We start from the raw sequence: 16,533 nt of genomic DNA on the forward strand, positions 1-16,533 counted from the left end.
GCAGGCGGACGACAATGTGTGACAATTCGATGTGTCGCGCGGACACAGCATCCATACGCGCGGCAACTAGTCGTGGTGATCGACTGCCGTGACCCCGACCGTCCCGCCCGGTTCTGCACCGCCGCGCTCAGCTCCGTCGCCGAGGGCGGGGCCGTGAAAGGCGAGGCCGCGCGGAAGACCAGCGGCGGCATGTACCGGAGGCTGCGCCCGCATGACGGGCAGGGCATCGAGATCCTCCTGTAGCGCACCGCCGACATGAAAGGTCGCGGAGAACCGTCTTCACCTGGACTTGCGTACCCGGGACCTAGTGTAACCGCCGAGGTCCGCCGGGTCACCGACTTGGGCGCGGCCGTGCTCCCGGGCGTCCGGTCCGCGAGAACGGCAGGACATGGCACATCCTGGCGGATCCGGACGGCAACGAGTTCTGCGTTATCGCCCCGCCCGACGCCTACCGGACGGGGCCATGACACGGCCGGCCATACCGCAGCCCGCGCCAATTTGCGGTTACCGCGTTGCGGTGGCCAGTGCCGCGCGGATGGCGTCCTCGCCGACCGGCTGGCCCTTCTCGTTCGAGAACGGCCCGTACGGGGTCCCCCACACCGGCGTGCCCGTCGCCTGCCGCCAGCTATCGGCCAGCGGTCCCGCGTCCACGACGCTGTACCCGATGGATTCGATGAATTCGGTCACCGCCGCCTTCGCCGGCGCGGAGTCCCCGGCGATCGGCAGGTACGAGCGGTCGGCCGCCCCCGCCGGGGGGGGGGCGAGTGACAGCAGGTGCTTGAAGAAGATGTTGTTGAACGCTTTCACGACCATGGCGTCCGGGATGTACCGCAGCAGCAGTTCGCTCGAGGTGAGCGACTTGCTGTCGAGCTCGGGGATGTGCCCGTCACGCTCGGGGCCGTAGTTGCACGTGTCGATGACCGTCTTCCCGGCCAGTGGCGCGGCGGGCAAGTTGGGGAACGCCTTGACCGGCACCGTGACCACGACGATGTCACCGGCCGCCGCGGCCTCCCCGCTCGTCGCCGCGGACGCCCGCGGCCCCAGTTCCGCGGCCGTGTCCGCGAGCGTTTCGGGACCGCGCGAGTTGCTGAGCACGACCTGGTGCCCGGCCTCGATGGCGAGCCGCGCGATGGTACTGCCGATGTATCCGCTTCCGATGAATCCCACAGTCGTCATATTCTCAGCGTTCCTCCAGAAGAGCCGAACCCGTGCCATTTGCCGGACTCGTTGCGATTCGGTCCCTGCCGTCAGCCGGCGGAGAAGTAATGGCCGTTGTCCAAATCGGCGAGCAGGCTGGGCTGAGAGGGTTCCCAGCCGAGGGTCCGGCGGGTGAGGAGGTTGGACGCCGGGTAGTTCTGCGTGACTATGTTCGCGAGGAACCCAAAGTATCCCGGCACCATCAGTACGTCCGCGGGAACGCTCACGACGGGCAGGCCCAGACGGCTGCCAATGGCCTCGGCGATCTCGCGGAACGGAATGCCCCCGTCCCCAACCGCGTGCCAGTATTTGCCAGCCGGCCCCTTCTCCAGCGCCAAGCGGAACAAGGAGGCGACATCGCGGACGTGCACGGCGTTCCACAGGTTCGCGCCGTCTCCGGGGTAGCCGACGAAACCCTTCTCCTTCGCGAGCGCGATCAGCGTGGGGAGGAAGCCGGCACGATCGGTCGTGCTGTGCGCGATGTTGGCAATCCGCACGACCGCAGACCGCACTCCCCGCTCGGCGAGGCCGACTACGGCGGTTTCCACGACGTTACGAACCCGCAGGGTGCCCTTGTACTCATCGCCGCCGGGAAGGGCCGGGTCCTCCTCGGTGGCCGGCCGGCCCAGGTTCCCTGGCGAGCCTATGCTCCCCGCCGCGACCAGCGGCTTTCCGGTTCCCGCCAGTGCCTCGCCGTACGCGAGCATGATCGGGAGCTCCGCGGCGGCCACGGCGTCGAGCCCGCCGGAGGGAAGCAGGTCTTGCCTGTGCGCGACGTGGATGACGCCGTCGGAGTCCGCGGCCGCCTCCTTGAGCCCGTCGAGATCCTGGAGGTCGCCGCGACGCACCTTCGCGCCGAGCGCGGACACCGCCGCCGCGGCTGTGTCCGACCGGGCCAGGCCGGTGACCTCGTGCCCGGCGGCGATGAGCTCGGGGATGATGTACGAACCGGAGTGGCCGGTCCCGCCAGTGACGAAAATGCGCATACTACTGCTCCTTGTGAGGGTAGGTGGAGGGCTGTTGTTCTCGTGCCGTAGATCGACTGGCCTGATGTGGCGCGAGAAGCGATGGTGTGGGTGCGCTCAGCTGAGAATGGTGATGCCGAGGGAGAAGTTGGTGTGCTTGACGGAGTGGGTGATGAGGCCCAGCTCCAGCAGGCCGACGTTCTCCAGTGCCCGCGCCATTGGCAGCTCCCCGGTGTCCATCGGGCGCAGCCCCAGGCTCTCGATGAACGCCGACACGCGTGCCTTTGCCTGCGCGTCGTCGCCGGCGATGAACACGTCCAATGGGCGACCCTCGGCTGGGCCGGCCGCCAGAACATGGGAGAACAGGGTGTTGAACGCCTTGACGACATGCGCGCCGGCTAGCCCTGTCGACGCCGTAGGTCGTCGCCTCGTTCTGCTGAGCGTTGCCGTAGTGCCGACGACAGCGGCATGCCTGCGGCTGTTACCAGGAGGCTGGTGCGCGGCGCCTGCCATGAATGTCCGAATCGCTGATCACCTGGGCGGAGATCACCCTCATGACCAGCCGCCTCACCTGCAAACCCGCCACCTGCCGCCCCGCGCTGAGGCCGCAACCGGTGCCCTTGCTGCTCGCCGCTTGAGCGCGCTCGCAGGCACACGCATGCGGCACCGTCACGAGACGACGTCCTGACTGAACGTCTCTCGACAGGTCCAACGGCTGTGCCCTGACGGTTCGTTCCCAATACGGATGTGACGTTTCGCCCAGCCTTTTGACCTGTCGCCGCACCCGCCGCCATCCCATACTCCAGAAGCTGACGAACCGACAGCTGAAGGAGCACGATGAACGCAGCGGCGGCAGCTGGGACCTGGAAGCTCGGGGACCTGGAGGTCAACCGCGTCGGCTACGGCGCGATGCGGCTGACGGGCAACGGCATGATGGGAAACTCCGACGGAACGCCGATCGACCGCGATGTCGCCGTCCGGCTGCTGCACAGCGCATTCGAGCAGGGCGTCAACCACATCGACACGGCGGCCTTCTACTTCTCGCCGCTGCGCTCCGCGAATGAGCTCATCAACCGGGCCCTCGCGTCCTGGCGCGACGACGTGGTCGTGGCGACCAAGGTCGGCCCGGGGCGTGACCCCTCCGGCGAGTGGCTCACCATGGCCCGCCCCGACCAGCTGCGCGGCCACGTCGAGGAGAACTTGCGCCAACTCGGCCGGGACCACCTGGACGTGGTGAACCTGCGAAGCAACGGCATGGATTCGAGCGCCGAGCACTTCGGCGCCCTCGCCGAGCTACGCGCGGCGGGCCTGGTCCGGCACCTCGGGCTCTCCAACGTCCGGCCGCAGCACGTCGCCGAGGCCCGGGCGATCGCGTCCGTGGTCTGCGTGCAGAACTCCTACGGCCTGGACTGGCGCCGCGCCGACGAGAGCGGACTCGTGGACCTGTGCCGGGAGCAGGGCATCGCCTTCGTCCCGTTCTTCGCAATCTCCGGGCTGCGGCGCGAGGCGGCCGCGGTCCAGGAGCGGGACGCTCGTCTCCACACGGTCGCCAGCGCCCACGGCGCGACGCCCGCCCAGATACGCCTCGCCTGGACCCTCCACCGCGGACCCCATGTCCTGGCCATCCCCGGCACCACCAACCCGGCTCACCTTGCCGAGAACATCGCTGCCGGCGCCCTTCGCCTGACCGAGGAGGAGCTGGTTCTCCTCGACAAGCCGGACGAGACCGACGACTGAACGCGCCTGTGTCCGGCCCCCGGCGAGAGGTTCAGACACAGGCTCTGAGCTTGTCCTTTATGGTCTGGCCTGGTCGCGTTCGGCGATGGTCTCGGGCCGCCTAACCGTTTTGCCCCCGTCGTAGCGGGTGGCGGGGTGTCGGTTCTTCGAGCCGAGTGGCCTGCCGGGGCCGGGCCGGTTGGGTTTCGGCGCACGGGCCGGACAGGGCAAGTTCGGGCGGAGGTTTCTGAACCCGCGGCGGACCCGGGCAGGGGTGAGCCGACCGGGCTCGGTCGGCTACTCCCAGGGGCGGCGGAGGTCCGCGGCCAGCGGGCGGGCGAGGCGGAGTTGGGTGTGAGCGACGACGATCAGCCAGGTCCACCGGTCCGCCGCCTCGGGGGTGCGGAGCTTCGGGCGGGTCCAGCCCAGCGTCTGCTTGATCACCCGGAAAGTGTGCTCAAGGTCGAATCTGCGCAAGAACGCCTGCCAGCGTACGTCGACGCCCTCACCCGACAGGCCGGTGGCCGACGTCCACAATCAGACGGGAAGTGGATCGTGGCCGCCGGGCAGGCGGTCAACCTCCAGGCGGATCAACGTGCCTTCGATGACGGGGAGTTCGCCGGTGTGGTCGATCCACGCCGATCGGGTGGTCAGACGAGGATGGATGCGGTCCCAGGCAATCGCGCGTGCGGTGCCATAGCGGCCGGTGACCTGCACCGTCGCGGCGTCAGGCTTACCCCAGGTGTCGGGCTTGCCGAAGCGGAACTCCTTGCCGTGCTTCGGCGGCCGTCCGCCCTGCGGCGGTGAGGTCCACGGCACCGGGACCGGCTTGCGCATCACACGGTCCGTGCGCATCCGCCCGAGGACCTCTACCGGCAGCCCCTCCAGCAGATAGGCCATGCGCGGAGCGTCGTAGCCGGCGTCGAAGACGATCAGGATGTCGCGGTCGCCCGCCTTCCAGCGGCCCATGTCGATGAGGTCCTCGACCACGCGGCGGACCCGGGCGGCGGTGACCTCGGCGACGTCGTCGGTTGGGCCCAGCCGCAGTGCGTCCAGGATCTGGCACCAGGATGTGCGGCCCGATTCCAGCGCGGCGACAAACGAGTAGGGTCAGCCGGGCACGAACTGGTCCGAGGACCGGCCGCTGCGGCCGCAGACGTGGCAGAACAAGCGGTCCGGGCTGGTCGGCGCGTCCGGCCGGAGCCAGTGGGTGACGTCCACCGCCAAGACCAGGCGCCCGTCGGCGGCCTTGGGCTGCGGCAGCCCGGCCAGCACCTGCCTCAGCCGCGCCACATCCACGTTCCCGCAGTTGAGCGCCTCGTACATCGCGCCGTGCCCGCGCCGGTGCTCAGCCGTCAGCGTGAGGTCCACCGGCGTGGTCACCGGCCCGTCCATACACAACAACGCATCGGTCAGCTCGAACAACGTGTCTCCACGCGCGGTCAGGCAGTCGAAGAAGTCGTCCCGGAAGTGTGACGCCACCGCGCACGTTTCCCGCTGGACGTCGTGGTGCAGCAGACTCATTCCCCCACGGCCTTCGTCCTGGTCAAGTGCCTCTTTGGTCGGAGAACAGGATCAAACGAAGGCCGTGGTCACGTCCCACGGAATCCCCGTACGAGCGATCACGTTCGGGGCATCGTTCGAGGACAGATCATCAGGAACAAGCTCAGCTTGTCGATCAACGTCCTCTCCAAGAGGGTCAGTTGGAGGCGGGTGGGCCGCCCGCCGACTCGGTCGTGGCGGGTGCCATCGGCCTCATCCCGGAACGCCGTCGCTGGCCTCGTCGCGGGCCGCGGGTGCCGCGCCCTTCCGCCGACCGTCAGCGGGCCTGGCGCCGCGCAGGCCGAAGGCGGAGACCGCCGCCCCCAGCAGCACCATGACCACCGGGACGACGAGCGCGGTCCGGTAGGCATCCAGCACCGCGCCCGGTGAGCCATCGGCACCGGCCGCGGCGATCCCGTACACCGCGGTCACCGCGGAGATCCCGACCGCGGAGCCGAACTGGGTGAACGTGTACAGCAGCCCGCCGGCCAGGCCCTGCTCCTCCTTGGCCACACTGTCGGTCGCCGCGATGGTGAGCGGACCGTATGCGAGGGCGAAGGCGGTGCCCGCGATGATCAGGCTCGGGAACATCACCGCGTACGACCAGTCCATCTCGACCGGCAGAAAGAGCCCGTAGGCCGCGATCGCCAGCAGGAAGCCGCCGAAGATCACCCGGCTGTTGCCGTAGCGGTTCACCAGGCGCGGGGTGAGGGCGGGCGCCAGCACGGCATCGCAGCCCATGACGATCAGTGCGATCGCGGTCTGCAGGGAGGACCAGCCGCGCAGCTCTTGCAGGTAGAGCGTGATGATGAACTGGAAGCCGAAGAACGCACCGAGGAAGAGCAGCGCGGCGAGGTCGGCTCGTACCATCGCGGCCTCACGGAAGATTCCCAGCCGGACGAGCGGCGTTTTGGCGCGCCGTTCGATCACGATGAACGCCGCCACCAGCGCCAGGCCAGCGGCGAGCGCGCCTAGGGTCAGCCCGAGCCCTTCGCCGCGGTGCTCCAGCCGGACGATGCCGTAGGCGAGCAGCAGCATCGCGGCGGCGGCGCTGGCCGCGCCGAGCATGTCGTAGCCGTGCTGTGTGGGCTCGGGGCGGGCCTCGGCCGGCAGCAGCCTGAGCGCCGCGAGCAGGATGGCGCCGGCTAAAAACACGGGGGCGAAGAACACCCAGCGCCAGCCGAGTTCGGTCAGCAGCCCGCCGATGACGAGGCCCAGCGAGAAGCCGCCGGCGCCAGCGCCGGCGAAGACCAGCAGGGCCTTGTCGCGCTGCGGCCCTTCCGGATACGAGGTTGTGATGATCGACATGGCGGCGGGGGTCATGAAGGCCGCCGCCACGCCGGTGACGAACCGGGCCACTACCAGCATCCAGCCGTCGATCGCGAAGCCGCCCAGCATGGAGAAGACCATGAAGACACCCAGCCAGGTGAGGAACATCCGCCGCCTGCCCAGCAGATCGGCGGCGCGGCCGCCGAGCAGGGTGAAACCGGCGTAGCCGAGCACGTAGCCGCTCATCACCCACGCCGCCGTGCCGGTGCTCAAGGTGAGGTCTGCGCGGATGGTGGGGACGGCAACGGCCAGCATGGCGACATCGCTGCCCTCAAGGAAGATCGTTCCGCACAGGACGAGCAGCAGGGCCAAGGATCGTCCGCTCTTGCGGGCCGCGGGGATGGTGGACGCGGATGCGCTCTTCACCTGTTGAGCCGCTCGGTCACCTCTGGTGCATCAGTAGCGGACGCTGTCCGTCGTGCAAGCTGCACAAGCCCAGCCACGTCGCCCGTGCCCGCACGTCGAACCATCCATCCCGGAGTCTCCACAATCGCCATGGCCGCGACCGTACCGAGCAGCAAGCAACCCAGGCCACGCCTTTTTCTGCACCCGGAGGTTCGCGGGGGTGCCCAGAGCAGAGGTTAAAAGACAAGCTGAGGTTGTCGTTCAACCAGTGGAGGCCGGTGAAGGGAGACGGGATGATGGGCTGATGAGCCATGATTCCATGCCTGGACCGCCGCACGCGCGAGACAGCGAAGTGATCGATCCCACCCCCACGCGTCCGCAGCGGCAGGACTGGCCCGCAGACGCGATGGCCCCGGGGTGCAGGGTCACTGTGCTGCGCGACGAGGCGTGAGATGGACCATGGGTTCGTAGGACAGTCCAATCTCATCTTCGAACTCATACAGGAACGGTCGCTTCTTAACGGACGGCGTAGGCCTGGTCCGCCCGGACGCGGCCGGGGCGAGTGCGGGGCCTGCCCGGCCCGATGCGGGGCACGCGGATCGCCTTCAGGACGTGCTCGAACTGCGGGGGGTCTTCGCGCTGTCCGGCCGTCATGACGATCGACATCGGCTTCTGGCCCTGCTCAACGCCCAGGTGCAGCCTGGTGGTCAGGTCCCCGCGCGAGCGTCCGAGGCCGCGGCCGCCCGGCTCGGTGGCGATGCCGCCAGGCGGCTCCTTTTGCAAGCCCCCTTTTCCGCGCGTCGCCATCGACGAACTTGGCTATATGGAACTGGACCGTCGCGGCGCCGAACTTGCAGTTCCAGGTTTTGGCGGAGCATGAGGAGAAGAACACTGTGGCAATTGCCAGCAACGAATCCTTCAGCGGCTGGACCGAGACCTTCACCGACCCTCGCCTCTGCGCGGCCAAGGCCGACCGCCTGACCTTCAACGGCCCGATCATTCCAATAGGCACCGAATCCTAACGACTCGCCTACACCCGAGCCTAAACCGAACAGGCCAGCTGACCTGGGGCGCGAGGCTGGCCAACCGTCAGGTGGCCGGAGAACGTCAGCTCAGACAGGTTTGGTCAAGAGCCGGATCCCTTATGCATCCCGTTCAGAAAAAACGCCGGATCGTTGGGCGCACCCTGTCTTACAGTGGCGCCATGAGCGATCACTCCGAAGCGCCTGTCACGCCCGTCGAGGCCTATGAAACCCCCTACTACGTGGCTGTCTTCACTACGGTGCGAACCCAGGACCAGAGCGGCTACAGCGAGACCAACGCACGCATGGAAGACCTGGTGAAGGACGTCCCTGGGTTCCTGGGGATGGACCACGCGCAGACTCCTGGCGGGCTGGGCATCACCGTCGGGTACTTCCGCGACGCCGACGCCCTTACAGAGTGGCGGAGCAACGCCGAGCACCGCGCGGCGCAAAAGCGCGGGCAAGCCGAGTGGTACGAGAGCTACACGCTGCATGTGGCGAAAGTGGAGCGGAGCCACGGGTTCATGCGAGCGAAGGTCCCGCAGAGCCCGACAGCGAGCTGACCAACCGAAGTCACCTCAGCGACTGTCCCGCCGCTAGCTCACATCGAACGGGTCGGCGTGCCCCTCGCCAGCCCGGTCTAGCGGGAAACCGCGGGGAATGATGGGCAATCACCGGCACCGCGAGCGGGAAATGCCCAGGAGTTGGAGCCGCCCGCCCCTCGGAGGAGCGGCTGCGCTGGTGTTGAAGGTGACGGAGAACATCATGAAGCCGACGATCTGGGTGACCGCGTTGAGTGCGCCGGAGATCTGGCTGAGTTCGTTGCCGTGGGCCCACAGTGTTTCGCCCGAGGCGCGCAGTACGTATCGCACGCGCTGTCCGGGGTTCATCACGTAACTCAGGGTGAGCTAGATGGGCAGGTACAGCGCGACGAGCCACAGGGCGGGTCGGTTGCGGGCGTGCTCGGTCAGCACCTCGCACCCGGGTCGCGCTCCCTCTGGGGACGTCCCTCACGACTACCGCCGGACGGCTGGGCATTCCTCTCAGAGGCCCGGCACCCCCGACCACGGTTCACCTGGGTCACCTGGGTCACATGGGTCGCGGTGATGCGGGCAACCGGTGATCAGGCAGCGACGTTGAGAGAGGAGGCCTTCATGCAGAAGGGGAAGTGGATCACAGGTGGTGCCCGTGCGCAGCTGGCTGAGGCCTTCGCCCGGGAGTACGGCGAGGGCCGGTCGATCCGGGCCATAGCAGAGGCCCATGGGCGGTCCTACGGCTTCGTGCACCGCGTGCTCACCGAAGGGGGTGTACGCCTCAGGGCGCGTGGGGGCGATGTGCGCACCGGCACCGCCCGGTCGGCGCCGTGACGGCAGCCGAGGACACCGGACGCCGAGAGGCGTCACCGGGCTGGCCACCGGCGCCGGAAAAGTGCATACGGTGATCGATTGCGGGCACACGATTTTCCCGGTGGAAGTATCTGTTCGCTTGCAACCGTGAGGCCACCGATGGTGCGCGCGCTCGGAGATGCCGCGGGCAGAGGTGTCGCGGGCCCGGTGAGACGGCCCGTATATCGAGAGGGATTGTCGCTGTGCTCCTGCCTGGGGAGAAAGAATTGCCTGCGGAGAAAGAATTGCGTGCGGTGCTGGCCCGCTTCGCCGAGGCCCGCTTCCGGCATGACCTGCATCCCACCGGCTACTCGAGCCGAGAGCTGGAAGACACCTCCTACAGGCTGTGCGTCATGACCGGTACCCAGTCGGTGGACCAGGCCCTCATCGCGGCCGACGCCCTCCTGGAACGGATGCGAGCGGACCGTCGTACGGCCACTCGAGCACCCCAGACTCTGGCTGCATGATTTCAACGAAAGGGCAACTGGGCGACAAGAGAGGGCTCGGATCAGAGATCCCCCTGACCGACCCGTGACCAGGCAAGTACAAGAGGCACGTCTAGTGACCGTCGCAGCAACCGTCCCTGCGCATCAGCCGCCCGACCCCGAGCCAGTCCTTCCCGGCCGTGGTCGTGGGACGGGTTGTGGGTTCGAAGGCTGCCGTCAATTCCTCGGTGGTGTACGGCACTCCGCCCCTGAGCACCGCCACGGTACGGACCAGGGTGGCGAAGTCGGTGAACGGGTCGCCGTCCACAACGGTCAGGTCGGCGAGCCTGCCCTCCTCGAGGGTGCCGAGGTCGCGGTCGGCACCGAAGAGGCGGGCGGGTAGAACGGTGGCGGTGCGCAGGGCCTGAGCCGGGGACAGGCCGCCTTGGTACAGGGCGCGCAGGCCGAGGTGGAGGGAGAGGCCGACGGGGACGAGCGGCTGGTCCGTGCCGAGTGCGAGGAGTCCGCCCGCGGCCAGGATTCGCCGGTAGATGTCGGTCTCCGTTCGCAAGGTGGCGAATTGGGCCGGCGTGGGCGGCACACCGGCCGCCTGGCGGACGGTGGCCGTGTCCCACGGGGGCATCACCACAGTGACCCGGGGGTCGTCGGCGAGGTCGGGGTCCGCGCCGAGGAGGGGTAGGGCGGTGAAAGGGGTGGCGATCAGCGAGAAGCGCACCCCACGCGCGGTGTAGATCTCCACGAGGTCCTGGTGGGCGCGGCCCGTGGCGGTGACGGCGTGACCGGACTCGGCCCGCTGAGTGGCCTGCAGATGGGTCGTCAGGTCCTGACCCAGCTGGACGCCGGGCGAGAGCAGATGGCCTCCGGTGCGCACACCGAGGCAGTCGTGGGCGAAGCGGGCGGCCTCCTCCATCACCCAGCCGGGCGCTCGCACATAGGTTTTGACGAAGTCCCAGTCCAGCGCCGCACCCCGCTCCAGTGAGCGGCGCAGGCCCTGCCTGGTTCGGTGCGCGCGGCCCATGCTGTAGGCGACGCGGGCCCCGTCGAGGAGTTCGCCGGTGGTCAGCAGCCGGGGCCCGGCGAGCTGTCCGGTGTCCGCCGCCTCGCGAATGCGGGCCTGCTCGTAAGCGAAACCGCCCAGGGAGACGGTCGTGGTGATGCCGTAGGTGAGCTGTCCGACGGTCTGGCGCCCGCCGTAGGTGCTCTGCCAGGGATGGGTGTGGGTGTCCCACAGACCTGGGATCACGGTGCGCCTGGAGGCATCGAAACGGCGGAGGGCCTCCCGCCGCCCGGAGCGGTGAGGCTCGACCGCCGTGACGCGTCCGCCCCGTACGACGATGTCGGCGTCGTCACGGGTCGTCTCGCCGGTTCCGTCCCACAGGCGTCCGGCGTGTACCACCAGGTCGGCGGGCGTGGGTCTCGGGGCGTCGAGGGGGACACGGACAGTGCGGACAGAGCCGCCGTCGACGCCGACGAGGCGCAGCCGGCCGGCGCAGAGGTAAAGCAGGGTCGTGGAGTTGGCGGACCACGAGGGGTGGTCGGCCGGTTCGTCGGTGAGGGGGCGCAGGTCGCCACGCGGGGTGCCGTCGGGGTCGACCGGCAGCAGGCACAGCGTCGACTCGACGACCACCGCCATCCAGCGGCCGTCGGGCGACCAGACGGGCCCGGAGTCGTAGCGGTCGGCGATGGAGGTGTGGGGTGCCACGGCGTGCAGGCGGGCGGTGCCGGTCGTGGCGTCCACGATGCGGATGAGGTTGTAGCCCTCACGGAAGCGGGAGTTGAGGCGATTGCGGTCGCACAGGGCGAGGTGGCGGCCGTCGGGCGACCAGCTGGGACGGCCCGGCAGTCCGCCACCGCCGAGAGGCGCGGCCAGGACGTGTTCCTCTGCGGAAGCCAGGTCGCGGACGAGGAGCCGGCCGGTCAGGTCGAGGCAGGCGAGCCGCTGCCCGTCGGGTGACAGCGCCGGATGCACTCGGCCGCCGGTCGCGAGCGCGGTCTCCGCGCCGGTGGCGAGATCGTGCCGGTACACGCCGAGGAGCCCGTCGCGGTCGTCGGCGTAGACGAGCGACCGCCCGTCGGGTGCCCAGGCGGGGGCGAGCAGATAGCGGGTGGGCGCCGCCTTGTGCAGCCGCCGTGGCGGACGTCCACCCGAACTCGGAGCGAGCCACAGCGAGTTGAGCGCCGCGAACGCGATCTGTCGACCGTCCGGCGAGAGCGCGGGCAGATGGATCCCGCGCACCGGACGGGTGCGGGCCTGCCCCAAGTCGTACTTCTTGGTCCGGTACCGGGGCCGCTCCACCGGGAGCACGCCCTCGAAGGGGATGGTCTCCGGCTGCTCGGGACTCTCCGGTCGTACGAGGGTGAAGGCGCCGTCGAGCGTCAGCAGGAGCTGCCCGGCCGGTGTCCAGCGCGGGGGCACCGGCGCGATGTCGCCGGTGACCGGGACGGGGCGGCCGTCGACGACGAGGGTGCAGGAGCCGTTCGGGGCGGCGGTGGTGCGCAGGTGGGCCAGGCGGCCGTCGGGGGCGACGGCGGGGGTCATGACCTGCGCGGCCTCGGTCTCGGTGTGCTGGACGGTGACCGGGCCGGTGCCGTCGGCGGGCACCGCGGCGATCGTTCGGGCCTCCACACTCAGGCCCAGGGCGGTGCTGACCGTCTTCGCCCGTACGAACAGGATGTGCGTGCCGTCCGGTGACCAGGTGGGGTCGAAGTCCTCCCATGGGCCGTCCTGCAGGGGGCCGTCCTGGCCGGGCAGGCCGGTGACGCAGGTGATCCGGCCGGTGCGCAGGTCCAGGACGTGGACGCGGTACGGGCTGCCGTCGACGCCATCGCCGCCGCGTTCGGAGGAGAAGGCGAGCCGGGTGCTGTCGGGTGCCCACGCCGGGCCGCGGTCGTCCCAGGCTCCCTCGGTGCGTCGCCGCAGGTCGGAGCCGTCGGGGCGCACGGTCCAGAGGTGGAAGCCGCCGTCCCGGTAGGCACAGAAGGCAATGAGCTCGCCGTCCGGGGAGTACGTGGGGCGGTTGGGCTCAAGGTCGGCCGGCGTCAGAGGGCGGGCCGTACCGCCGGTACGGGGCAAGAACCACAGGATGCCCTGCACCTCGGCGATCAGGCGGTCGCCGGCCGGGGCCAGGGTGGCCGAGCCGTTGGTGGTGCGGGTGAAGGCCAGAGAAGGGGCGTCGGTGCGGGCTGGCGCCGCCACCGCGGGGGCCACGCCCACGAGGGGCACGGAGCCTGCTACGGCGAGGAGTTGCCGACGGGTCGGACGAAAGGTGCTGCTCCGGTCGCGGTCCATGGCTGTACACACTGGTGCACCAGCAGCCCCTGCCTCAACGACATTCACTCTCGGTCGGTACGGATTCAGCCACAGAGGGTGACCAAGGGATTTTGTCACAAGTACCGGGATCATTCGTGATGGGCCGGCCACGCAGCCGCGACGCGGGCTCCTGAAAACCTTCCTGCAACTCATGATTGAGGGGTCGGCGGCGGGCTGAGTGACCCCGCACTTCGCCGTGCTCCGGGTGCGGCCGTCGGGCAAGGTGCCGCAAGGCTCGGGAACAAGCCGGGTGACGCAGCCGGTGGAACGGCGCGCTGCCCTTGCGAACCCTGCTGGTCGAACAGCCCGAGGAAGCCGACGCTGCGCTGCTCCCGGGCCACCGCACCGGAGGAGCTGTTCACCGGCCCGTGGCAAAGCCGCATGACCAGCTCGACGCCTACACGCCCTACCTCGACCAGCCCTGGCGGGAAGGCTGCCCCAACGCCTGGAAGCTGTGGGAGGAGACCAGAGAGCAGGGCTATCCGGACGGCTACGGCTACGGCTACGACTACGGCCGCGGCAACGTCCGCAAGTACGTGAGCAGAAATCTGCGCGGCAAACCCCAGCCGGTCGAGCCCCGGCCGCCATCGGCCCGCGCCGTGGCCCGCCGGCTCCTGACTCACCCGGACGCCCTGATCGAGAGCGACCGGATCCAGCTCAAGGCCGTGCCGGCACGTCGGGATCGTCGGCTTCGGCGACTCCAGCATCGCCGTCACCTGCCGCCCCTGACTGGCCACCGTCCGCCAGCCGGCCGAGGAGATGGCGGCGGAGATGGCCCGCCTGCTCGACGAGCACATCCACGGCGCACGCACCGATGCGACGTCGGTCGTCTGCCCGAACCCCTGGTGCGCGAGTCGGCACGACGGAACGGACAGGTCCGTACCAAATGCGTCAAGGGATGTAAGAACAGACCGACTTGGGGCCACTTGAGCGGTCGGAAGCCGAATGCGCCGGACGCACCACGCGCGACATCGGTCCCGAGATCAGCGCCGCTTCGTCCGCGGGGCCGCAACCCGACTGATTTCGGCTTCAGTTGTTGACGGCGGACACCGGTAGGGCTACAACCCGAGAGAGCGCTCTCATGTCTGCTGTTGCTCCATCCCCACGCACGCCGAACCGGCTTGAGGAGACACCCCACATGCAGAGTTCCGCCAGCGCACCTACCCGCAGACCACCGGCCGGTGCCGCACGCTCACGCGCGGCGTTCGGCCTGGTCGTCGTCCTGATCGCCGCCTGCTTCACGGTCCTGGCACCGTCCTCCGCGCGCGCCGCCGACCAGTTGCTGTCCCAGGGCAGGCCCGCCACCGCCTCCTCGACCGAGAACGGCTCCTTCTCCGCAAGCGCGGCGGTCGACGGCAACACCGGCACCCGCTGGTCCTCGGCCTTCTCCGATCCGCAATGGCTGCGGGTCGACCTCGGGTCCGTTCAGCAGCTCAGCCGTGTCACCCTGAACTGGGAGGCCGCCTACGCGACCGCCTTCCAGATCCAGACCTCCACCGACGCCGACACCTGGACCACCGTCTACTCCACCACCACCGCCACCGGGGGAACCCAGAACATCGCCATTTCCGGCAGTGGCCGCTACGTCCGCCTCTACGGCAGCGCGCGGGGCACCCCGTACGGCTACTCCCTGTGGGAGTTCCAGGTCTACGGCCCCGGCGGCACCACCCCGCCGGACGACTTCTGGGGCAGCACCAGCGACATACCTCCGGCGAGCAACGCCGTCGAGGTGAAGATCCTCAACCGAACCAACGGAAAGTACCCCGACAGCCAGGTGTACTGGAGCTTCAACGGCCAAGTGCACTCCATCGCCGAGCAGCCCTACCTCGACATGCCGGCCAACTCCGCGGGCCGCATGTACTTCTACCTGGGCTCGCCCAACAGCCCGTACTACGACTTCATCGAGTTCACCGTCGGCAACAACGTCTTCAACGGCAACACCACCCGGGTCGACGCCTTCGGCCTGAAGCTGGCCATGCGCCTGCACACCAAGGACGGTTACGACGTCGAGGTCGGCGAGAACCGGCAGACCTTCGCCGAGGACCGCGCCACCACCTTCCAGCGCTTCACCGACACCGTTCCGGACCAGTTCAAGGTGCTGGCCCAGACCCAGGCCCCGTACCGGATCATCGCGCCCGGCAGCGACCCGAGCTTCCGCGCGGGCGGTGCCAACGCGAACTACTTCACCGCCTACGCCCAGTCCGTGGGCGTGAACGCGGCCACCTCCGACATCTTCGGCTGCGCCGCCTCCCTGGGCGGCAACCCCGACATGTGCGCCGCCCTCAACCGCCACGTCGCCACCCTGCCGGCCTCCCAGCAGTCCGACCCGGCCCAGTTCTACAAGGCGGCACCGGCGAACTACTACGCCAAGTTCTGGCACGACAACGCCATCAACCACCTCGCCTACGGCTTCCCTTACGACGACGTGGCGGGTCAGTCCTCCTTCATCTCCCACGCCAACCCGCAATGGCTCCTGGTCGCCGTCGGCTGGTAGCCGATCCAGTGGCGCGGACGCCGAACACATGCTGATCCCCTCACTGGCGGGTCCGGCCGGGTCACACCGACCCGGCCGGACCCGTCTGGCGCCGGTGCGGCGACCGCTCAGTCGTCCGTTCGAGGATCTTCGGCAACCTCCGCCCCGTCCGCAGTCCGAGGCGCGTTCCCGGTCACCGCGTCCGCGACCATGCCCGCCGCGATGGACGGCAGCATGGCCCGATCGGCGCCGAGGTCGCGCAGCGGGCGCTTGATGTCCAGGGGCCGCGGAGGTTTCCCATACGGCGGCCACGGCGGCCACGGCGCCCGCGTGCCCAGTCGCCGTCGGCGAGCGGGGCGAGGCGCCTGACGCGGACCTGCTCGGGCGCGTCCGCGACGACCCCGCGTGCAACGGCATCATCGATCCGCGCGCTGCTCTCCGCTACCTCGAGAAGCAACCCGCTCGCCGACCTCATCGTCAAAACCAGTGCCCTCTCAGCCCCAGTCCACGAAATCGCCGGCGGACAGCGCCGATGGCTCACCAGGCGCGGTGCTGGACGCCTGCCGCACTGCGCTCGTCGTCCCGGTGGTCATGGTGCTGCTGGGGGCGGCGGCCTCCGCGTTCGCCCTGCTTGGCGCCAGGCTCGCTGACGGCCGGCGGAAGGCCGCGGCGCTCGCGGCCGGGCGACGAGGTCAGCGACGACGTTCCGGGGTGAGGCCGACAGCGCCCGCCACGACCGAGCCGACGGCGGCCTACCCGCCTCGCACTGCCCTTCTTGACGGCGTGGCCCCCGGCGCCAGGGC

14 protein-coding genes and 3 pseudogenes are annotated in these 16,533 nt (G+C 69.5%); 9 read left to right on the forward strand and 8 right to left on the reverse strand.

The window, feature by feature from the left end; genetic code table 11:
* Window positions 1–75: 75 nt before the first annotated feature.
* Complete coding sequence (locus tag ACWGJM_RS42460; protein WP_453417113.1) at window positions 76–243, forward strand: hypothetical protein; 168 nt, start codon at window positions 76–78, stop codon at window positions 241–243.
* 261 nt (window positions 244–504) lie between these two features.
* Here ACWGJM_RS42460 and ACWGJM_RS42465 read toward each other — a convergent pair whose 3' ends face one another.
* The 3 genes from ACWGJM_RS42465 to ACWGJM_RS42475 all read right to left on the reverse strand — a co-directional run bounded on the left by ACWGJM_RS42465 (window position 505) and on the right by ACWGJM_RS42475 (window position 2,483).
* Window positions 505–1,215 carry an NADPH-dependent F420 reductase gene (locus tag ACWGJM_RS42465; protein WP_453417114.1) on the reverse strand — a complete coding sequence of 237 codons (711 nt, stop codon included), beginning with the start codon at window positions 1,213–1,215 and terminating at the stop codon, window positions 505–507.
* Window positions 1,216–1,247: 32 nt separating this feature from the next.
* Window positions 1,248–2,183 (reverse strand): SDR family oxidoreductase, encoded by a 936-nt coding sequence (locus tag ACWGJM_RS42470; RefSeq protein WP_453417115.1) that lies wholly within the window; start codon window positions 2,181–2,183, stop codon window positions 1,248–1,250.
* A gap of 96 nt (window positions 2,184–2,279) precedes the next feature.
* Complete coding sequence (locus tag ACWGJM_RS42475; RefSeq protein WP_405730488.1) at window positions 2,280–2,483, reverse strand: NAD(P)-binding domain-containing protein; 204 nt, start codon at window positions 2,481–2,483, stop codon at window positions 2,280–2,282.
* A 194-nt stretch (window positions 2,484–2,677) separates the two neighbouring features.
* Between ACWGJM_RS42475 and ACWGJM_RS42480 the strand changes: the two genes are divergently transcribed.
* Both ACWGJM_RS42480 and ACWGJM_RS42485 read left to right on the forward strand, forming a co-directional pair.
* Window positions 2,678–2,800: a hypothetical protein gene (locus tag ACWGJM_RS42480; protein WP_453417116.1), complete on the forward strand. Its 123-nt coding sequence runs from the start codon at window positions 2,678–2,680 to the stop codon at window positions 2,798–2,800.
* A 199-nt stretch (window positions 2,801–2,999) separates the two neighbouring features.
* Window positions 3,000–3,899: an aldo/keto reductase gene (locus ACWGJM_RS42485; RefSeq protein WP_453417117.1), complete on the forward strand. Its 900-nt coding sequence runs from the start codon at window positions 3,000–3,002 to the stop codon at window positions 3,897–3,899.
* Between the two features lie 57 nt (window positions 3,900–3,956).
* Here the strand turns inward: ACWGJM_RS42485 and ACWGJM_RS42490 are convergent.
* From ACWGJM_RS42490 to ACWGJM_RS42500, 3 genes and pseudogenes are all read right to left on the reverse strand, one after another.
* Window positions 3,957–5,402, reverse strand: a pseudogene (locus ACWGJM_RS42490) (NF041680 family putative transposase).
* 231 nt (window positions 5,403–5,633) lie between these two features.
* Entirely contained in the window at window positions 5,634–7,115 is a 1,482-nt protein-coding gene (locus ACWGJM_RS42495; RefSeq protein ID WP_453417118.1) for an MFS transporter, read from the reverse strand.
* 495 nt (window positions 7,116–7,610) lie between these two features.
* A complete protein-coding gene (locus ACWGJM_RS42500) occupies window positions 7,611–7,877 on the reverse strand; it encodes a hypothetical protein (protein ID WP_453417134.1) in 267 nt (88 codons plus the stop codon).
* Window positions 7,878–7,893: 16 nt separating this feature from the next.
* Between ACWGJM_RS42500 and ACWGJM_RS42505 the strand changes: the two are divergent.
* Window positions 7,894–8,116, forward strand: a pseudogene (locus ACWGJM_RS42505) (ATP-binding protein); the annotation flags it as partial.
* A gap of 182 nt (window positions 8,117–8,298) precedes the next feature.
* On the forward strand, window positions 8,299–8,679 hold the full coding sequence (locus tag ACWGJM_RS42510) for an antibiotic biosynthesis monooxygenase family protein (RefSeq protein WP_453417119.1): 381 nt from the start codon (window positions 8,299–8,301) through the stop codon (window positions 8,677–8,679).
* Window positions 8,680–8,787: 108 nt separating this feature from the next.
* Here the strand turns inward: ACWGJM_RS42510 and ACWGJM_RS42515 are convergent, their stop codons facing one another.
* Window positions 8,788–9,009, reverse strand: coding sequence for a hypothetical protein (locus ACWGJM_RS42515; RefSeq protein WP_453417120.1), 222 nt, complete (start codon window positions 9,007–9,009; stop codon window positions 8,788–8,790).
* 261 nt (window positions 9,010–9,270) lie between these two features.
* On the opposite strand from ACWGJM_RS42515, the gene ACWGJM_RS42520 reads away from it, so the two are divergent.
* Window positions 9,271–9,483 carry a helix-turn-helix domain-containing protein gene (locus ACWGJM_RS42520; protein ID WP_453417121.1) on the forward strand — a complete coding sequence of 71 codons (213 nt, stop codon included), beginning with the start codon at window positions 9,271–9,273 and terminating at the stop codon, window positions 9,481–9,483.
* A 245-nt stretch (window positions 9,484–9,728) separates the two neighbouring features.
* Window positions 9,729–9,968 carry a DUF5133 domain-containing protein gene (locus tag ACWGJM_RS42525; RefSeq protein ID WP_453417122.1) on the forward strand — a complete coding sequence of 80 codons (240 nt, stop codon included), beginning with the start codon at window positions 9,729–9,731 and terminating at the stop codon, window positions 9,966–9,968.
* Window positions 9,969–10,059: 91 nt separating this feature from the next.
* On the opposite strand, the gene ACWGJM_RS42530 is transcribed toward ACWGJM_RS42525, so the two are convergent.
* Complete coding sequence (locus ACWGJM_RS42530; RefSeq protein WP_453417123.1) at window positions 10,060–13,236, reverse strand: amidohydrolase family protein; 3,177 nt, start codon at window positions 13,234–13,236, stop codon at window positions 10,060–10,062.
* A gap of 696 nt (window positions 13,237–13,932) precedes the next feature.
* On the opposite strand from ACWGJM_RS42530, the pseudogene ACWGJM_RS42535 reads away from it, so the two are divergent.
* Window positions 13,933–14,088 (forward strand): annotated as a pseudogene (locus tag ACWGJM_RS42535) (substrate-binding domain-containing protein); the annotation flags it as partial.
* Window positions 14,089–14,395: 307 nt separating this feature from the next.
* The gene (locus tag ACWGJM_RS42540) at window positions 14,396–15,751 is read left to right on the forward strand and encodes a beta-1,3-glucanase family protein (protein ID WP_453417124.1); all 1,356 of its coding nucleotides are present in this window, start codon (window positions 14,396–14,398) and stop codon (window positions 15,749–15,751) included.
* The last annotated feature ends 782 nt before the right edge of the window (window positions 15,752–16,533 follow it).

Source organism: Streptomyces sp. NPDC054834 (assembly GCF_053611185.1).

Excerpts from the sequence above, each read along its gene's own strand:
- ACWGJM_RS42465 (WP_453417114.1), bottom strand. The coding sequence starts at position 1,215 with ATGGCACGGGTTCGGCTCTTCTGGAGGAACGCTGAGAATATGACGACT.
- ACWGJM_RS42470 (WP_453417115.1), bottom strand. The coding sequence starts at position 2,183 with ATGCGCATTTTCGTCACTGGCGGGACCGGCCACTCCGGTTCGTACATC.
- ACWGJM_RS42480 (WP_453417116.1), top strand. The coding sequence starts at position 2,678 with ATGTCCGAATCGCTGATCACCTGGGCGGAGATCACCCTCATGACCAGC.
- ACWGJM_RS42485 (WP_453417117.1), top strand. The coding sequence starts at position 3,000 with ATGAACGCAGCGGCGGCAGCTGGGACCTGGAAGCTCGGGGACCTGGAG.
- ACWGJM_RS42510 (WP_453417119.1), top strand. The coding sequence starts at position 8,299 with ATGAGCGATCACTCCGAAGCGCCTGTCACGCCCGTCGAGGCCTATGAA.
- ACWGJM_RS42520 (WP_453417121.1), top strand. The coding sequence starts at position 9,271 with ATGCAGAAGGGGAAGTGGATCACAGGTGGTGCCCGTGCGCAGCTGGCT.
- ACWGJM_RS42530 (WP_453417123.1), bottom strand. The coding sequence starts at position 13,236 with ATGGACCGCGACCGGAGCAGCACCTTTCGTCCGACCCGTCGGCAACTC.
- ACWGJM_RS42540 (WP_453417124.1), top strand. The coding sequence starts at position 14,396 with ATGCAGAGTTCCGCCAGCGCACCTACCCGCAGACCACCGGCCGGTGCC.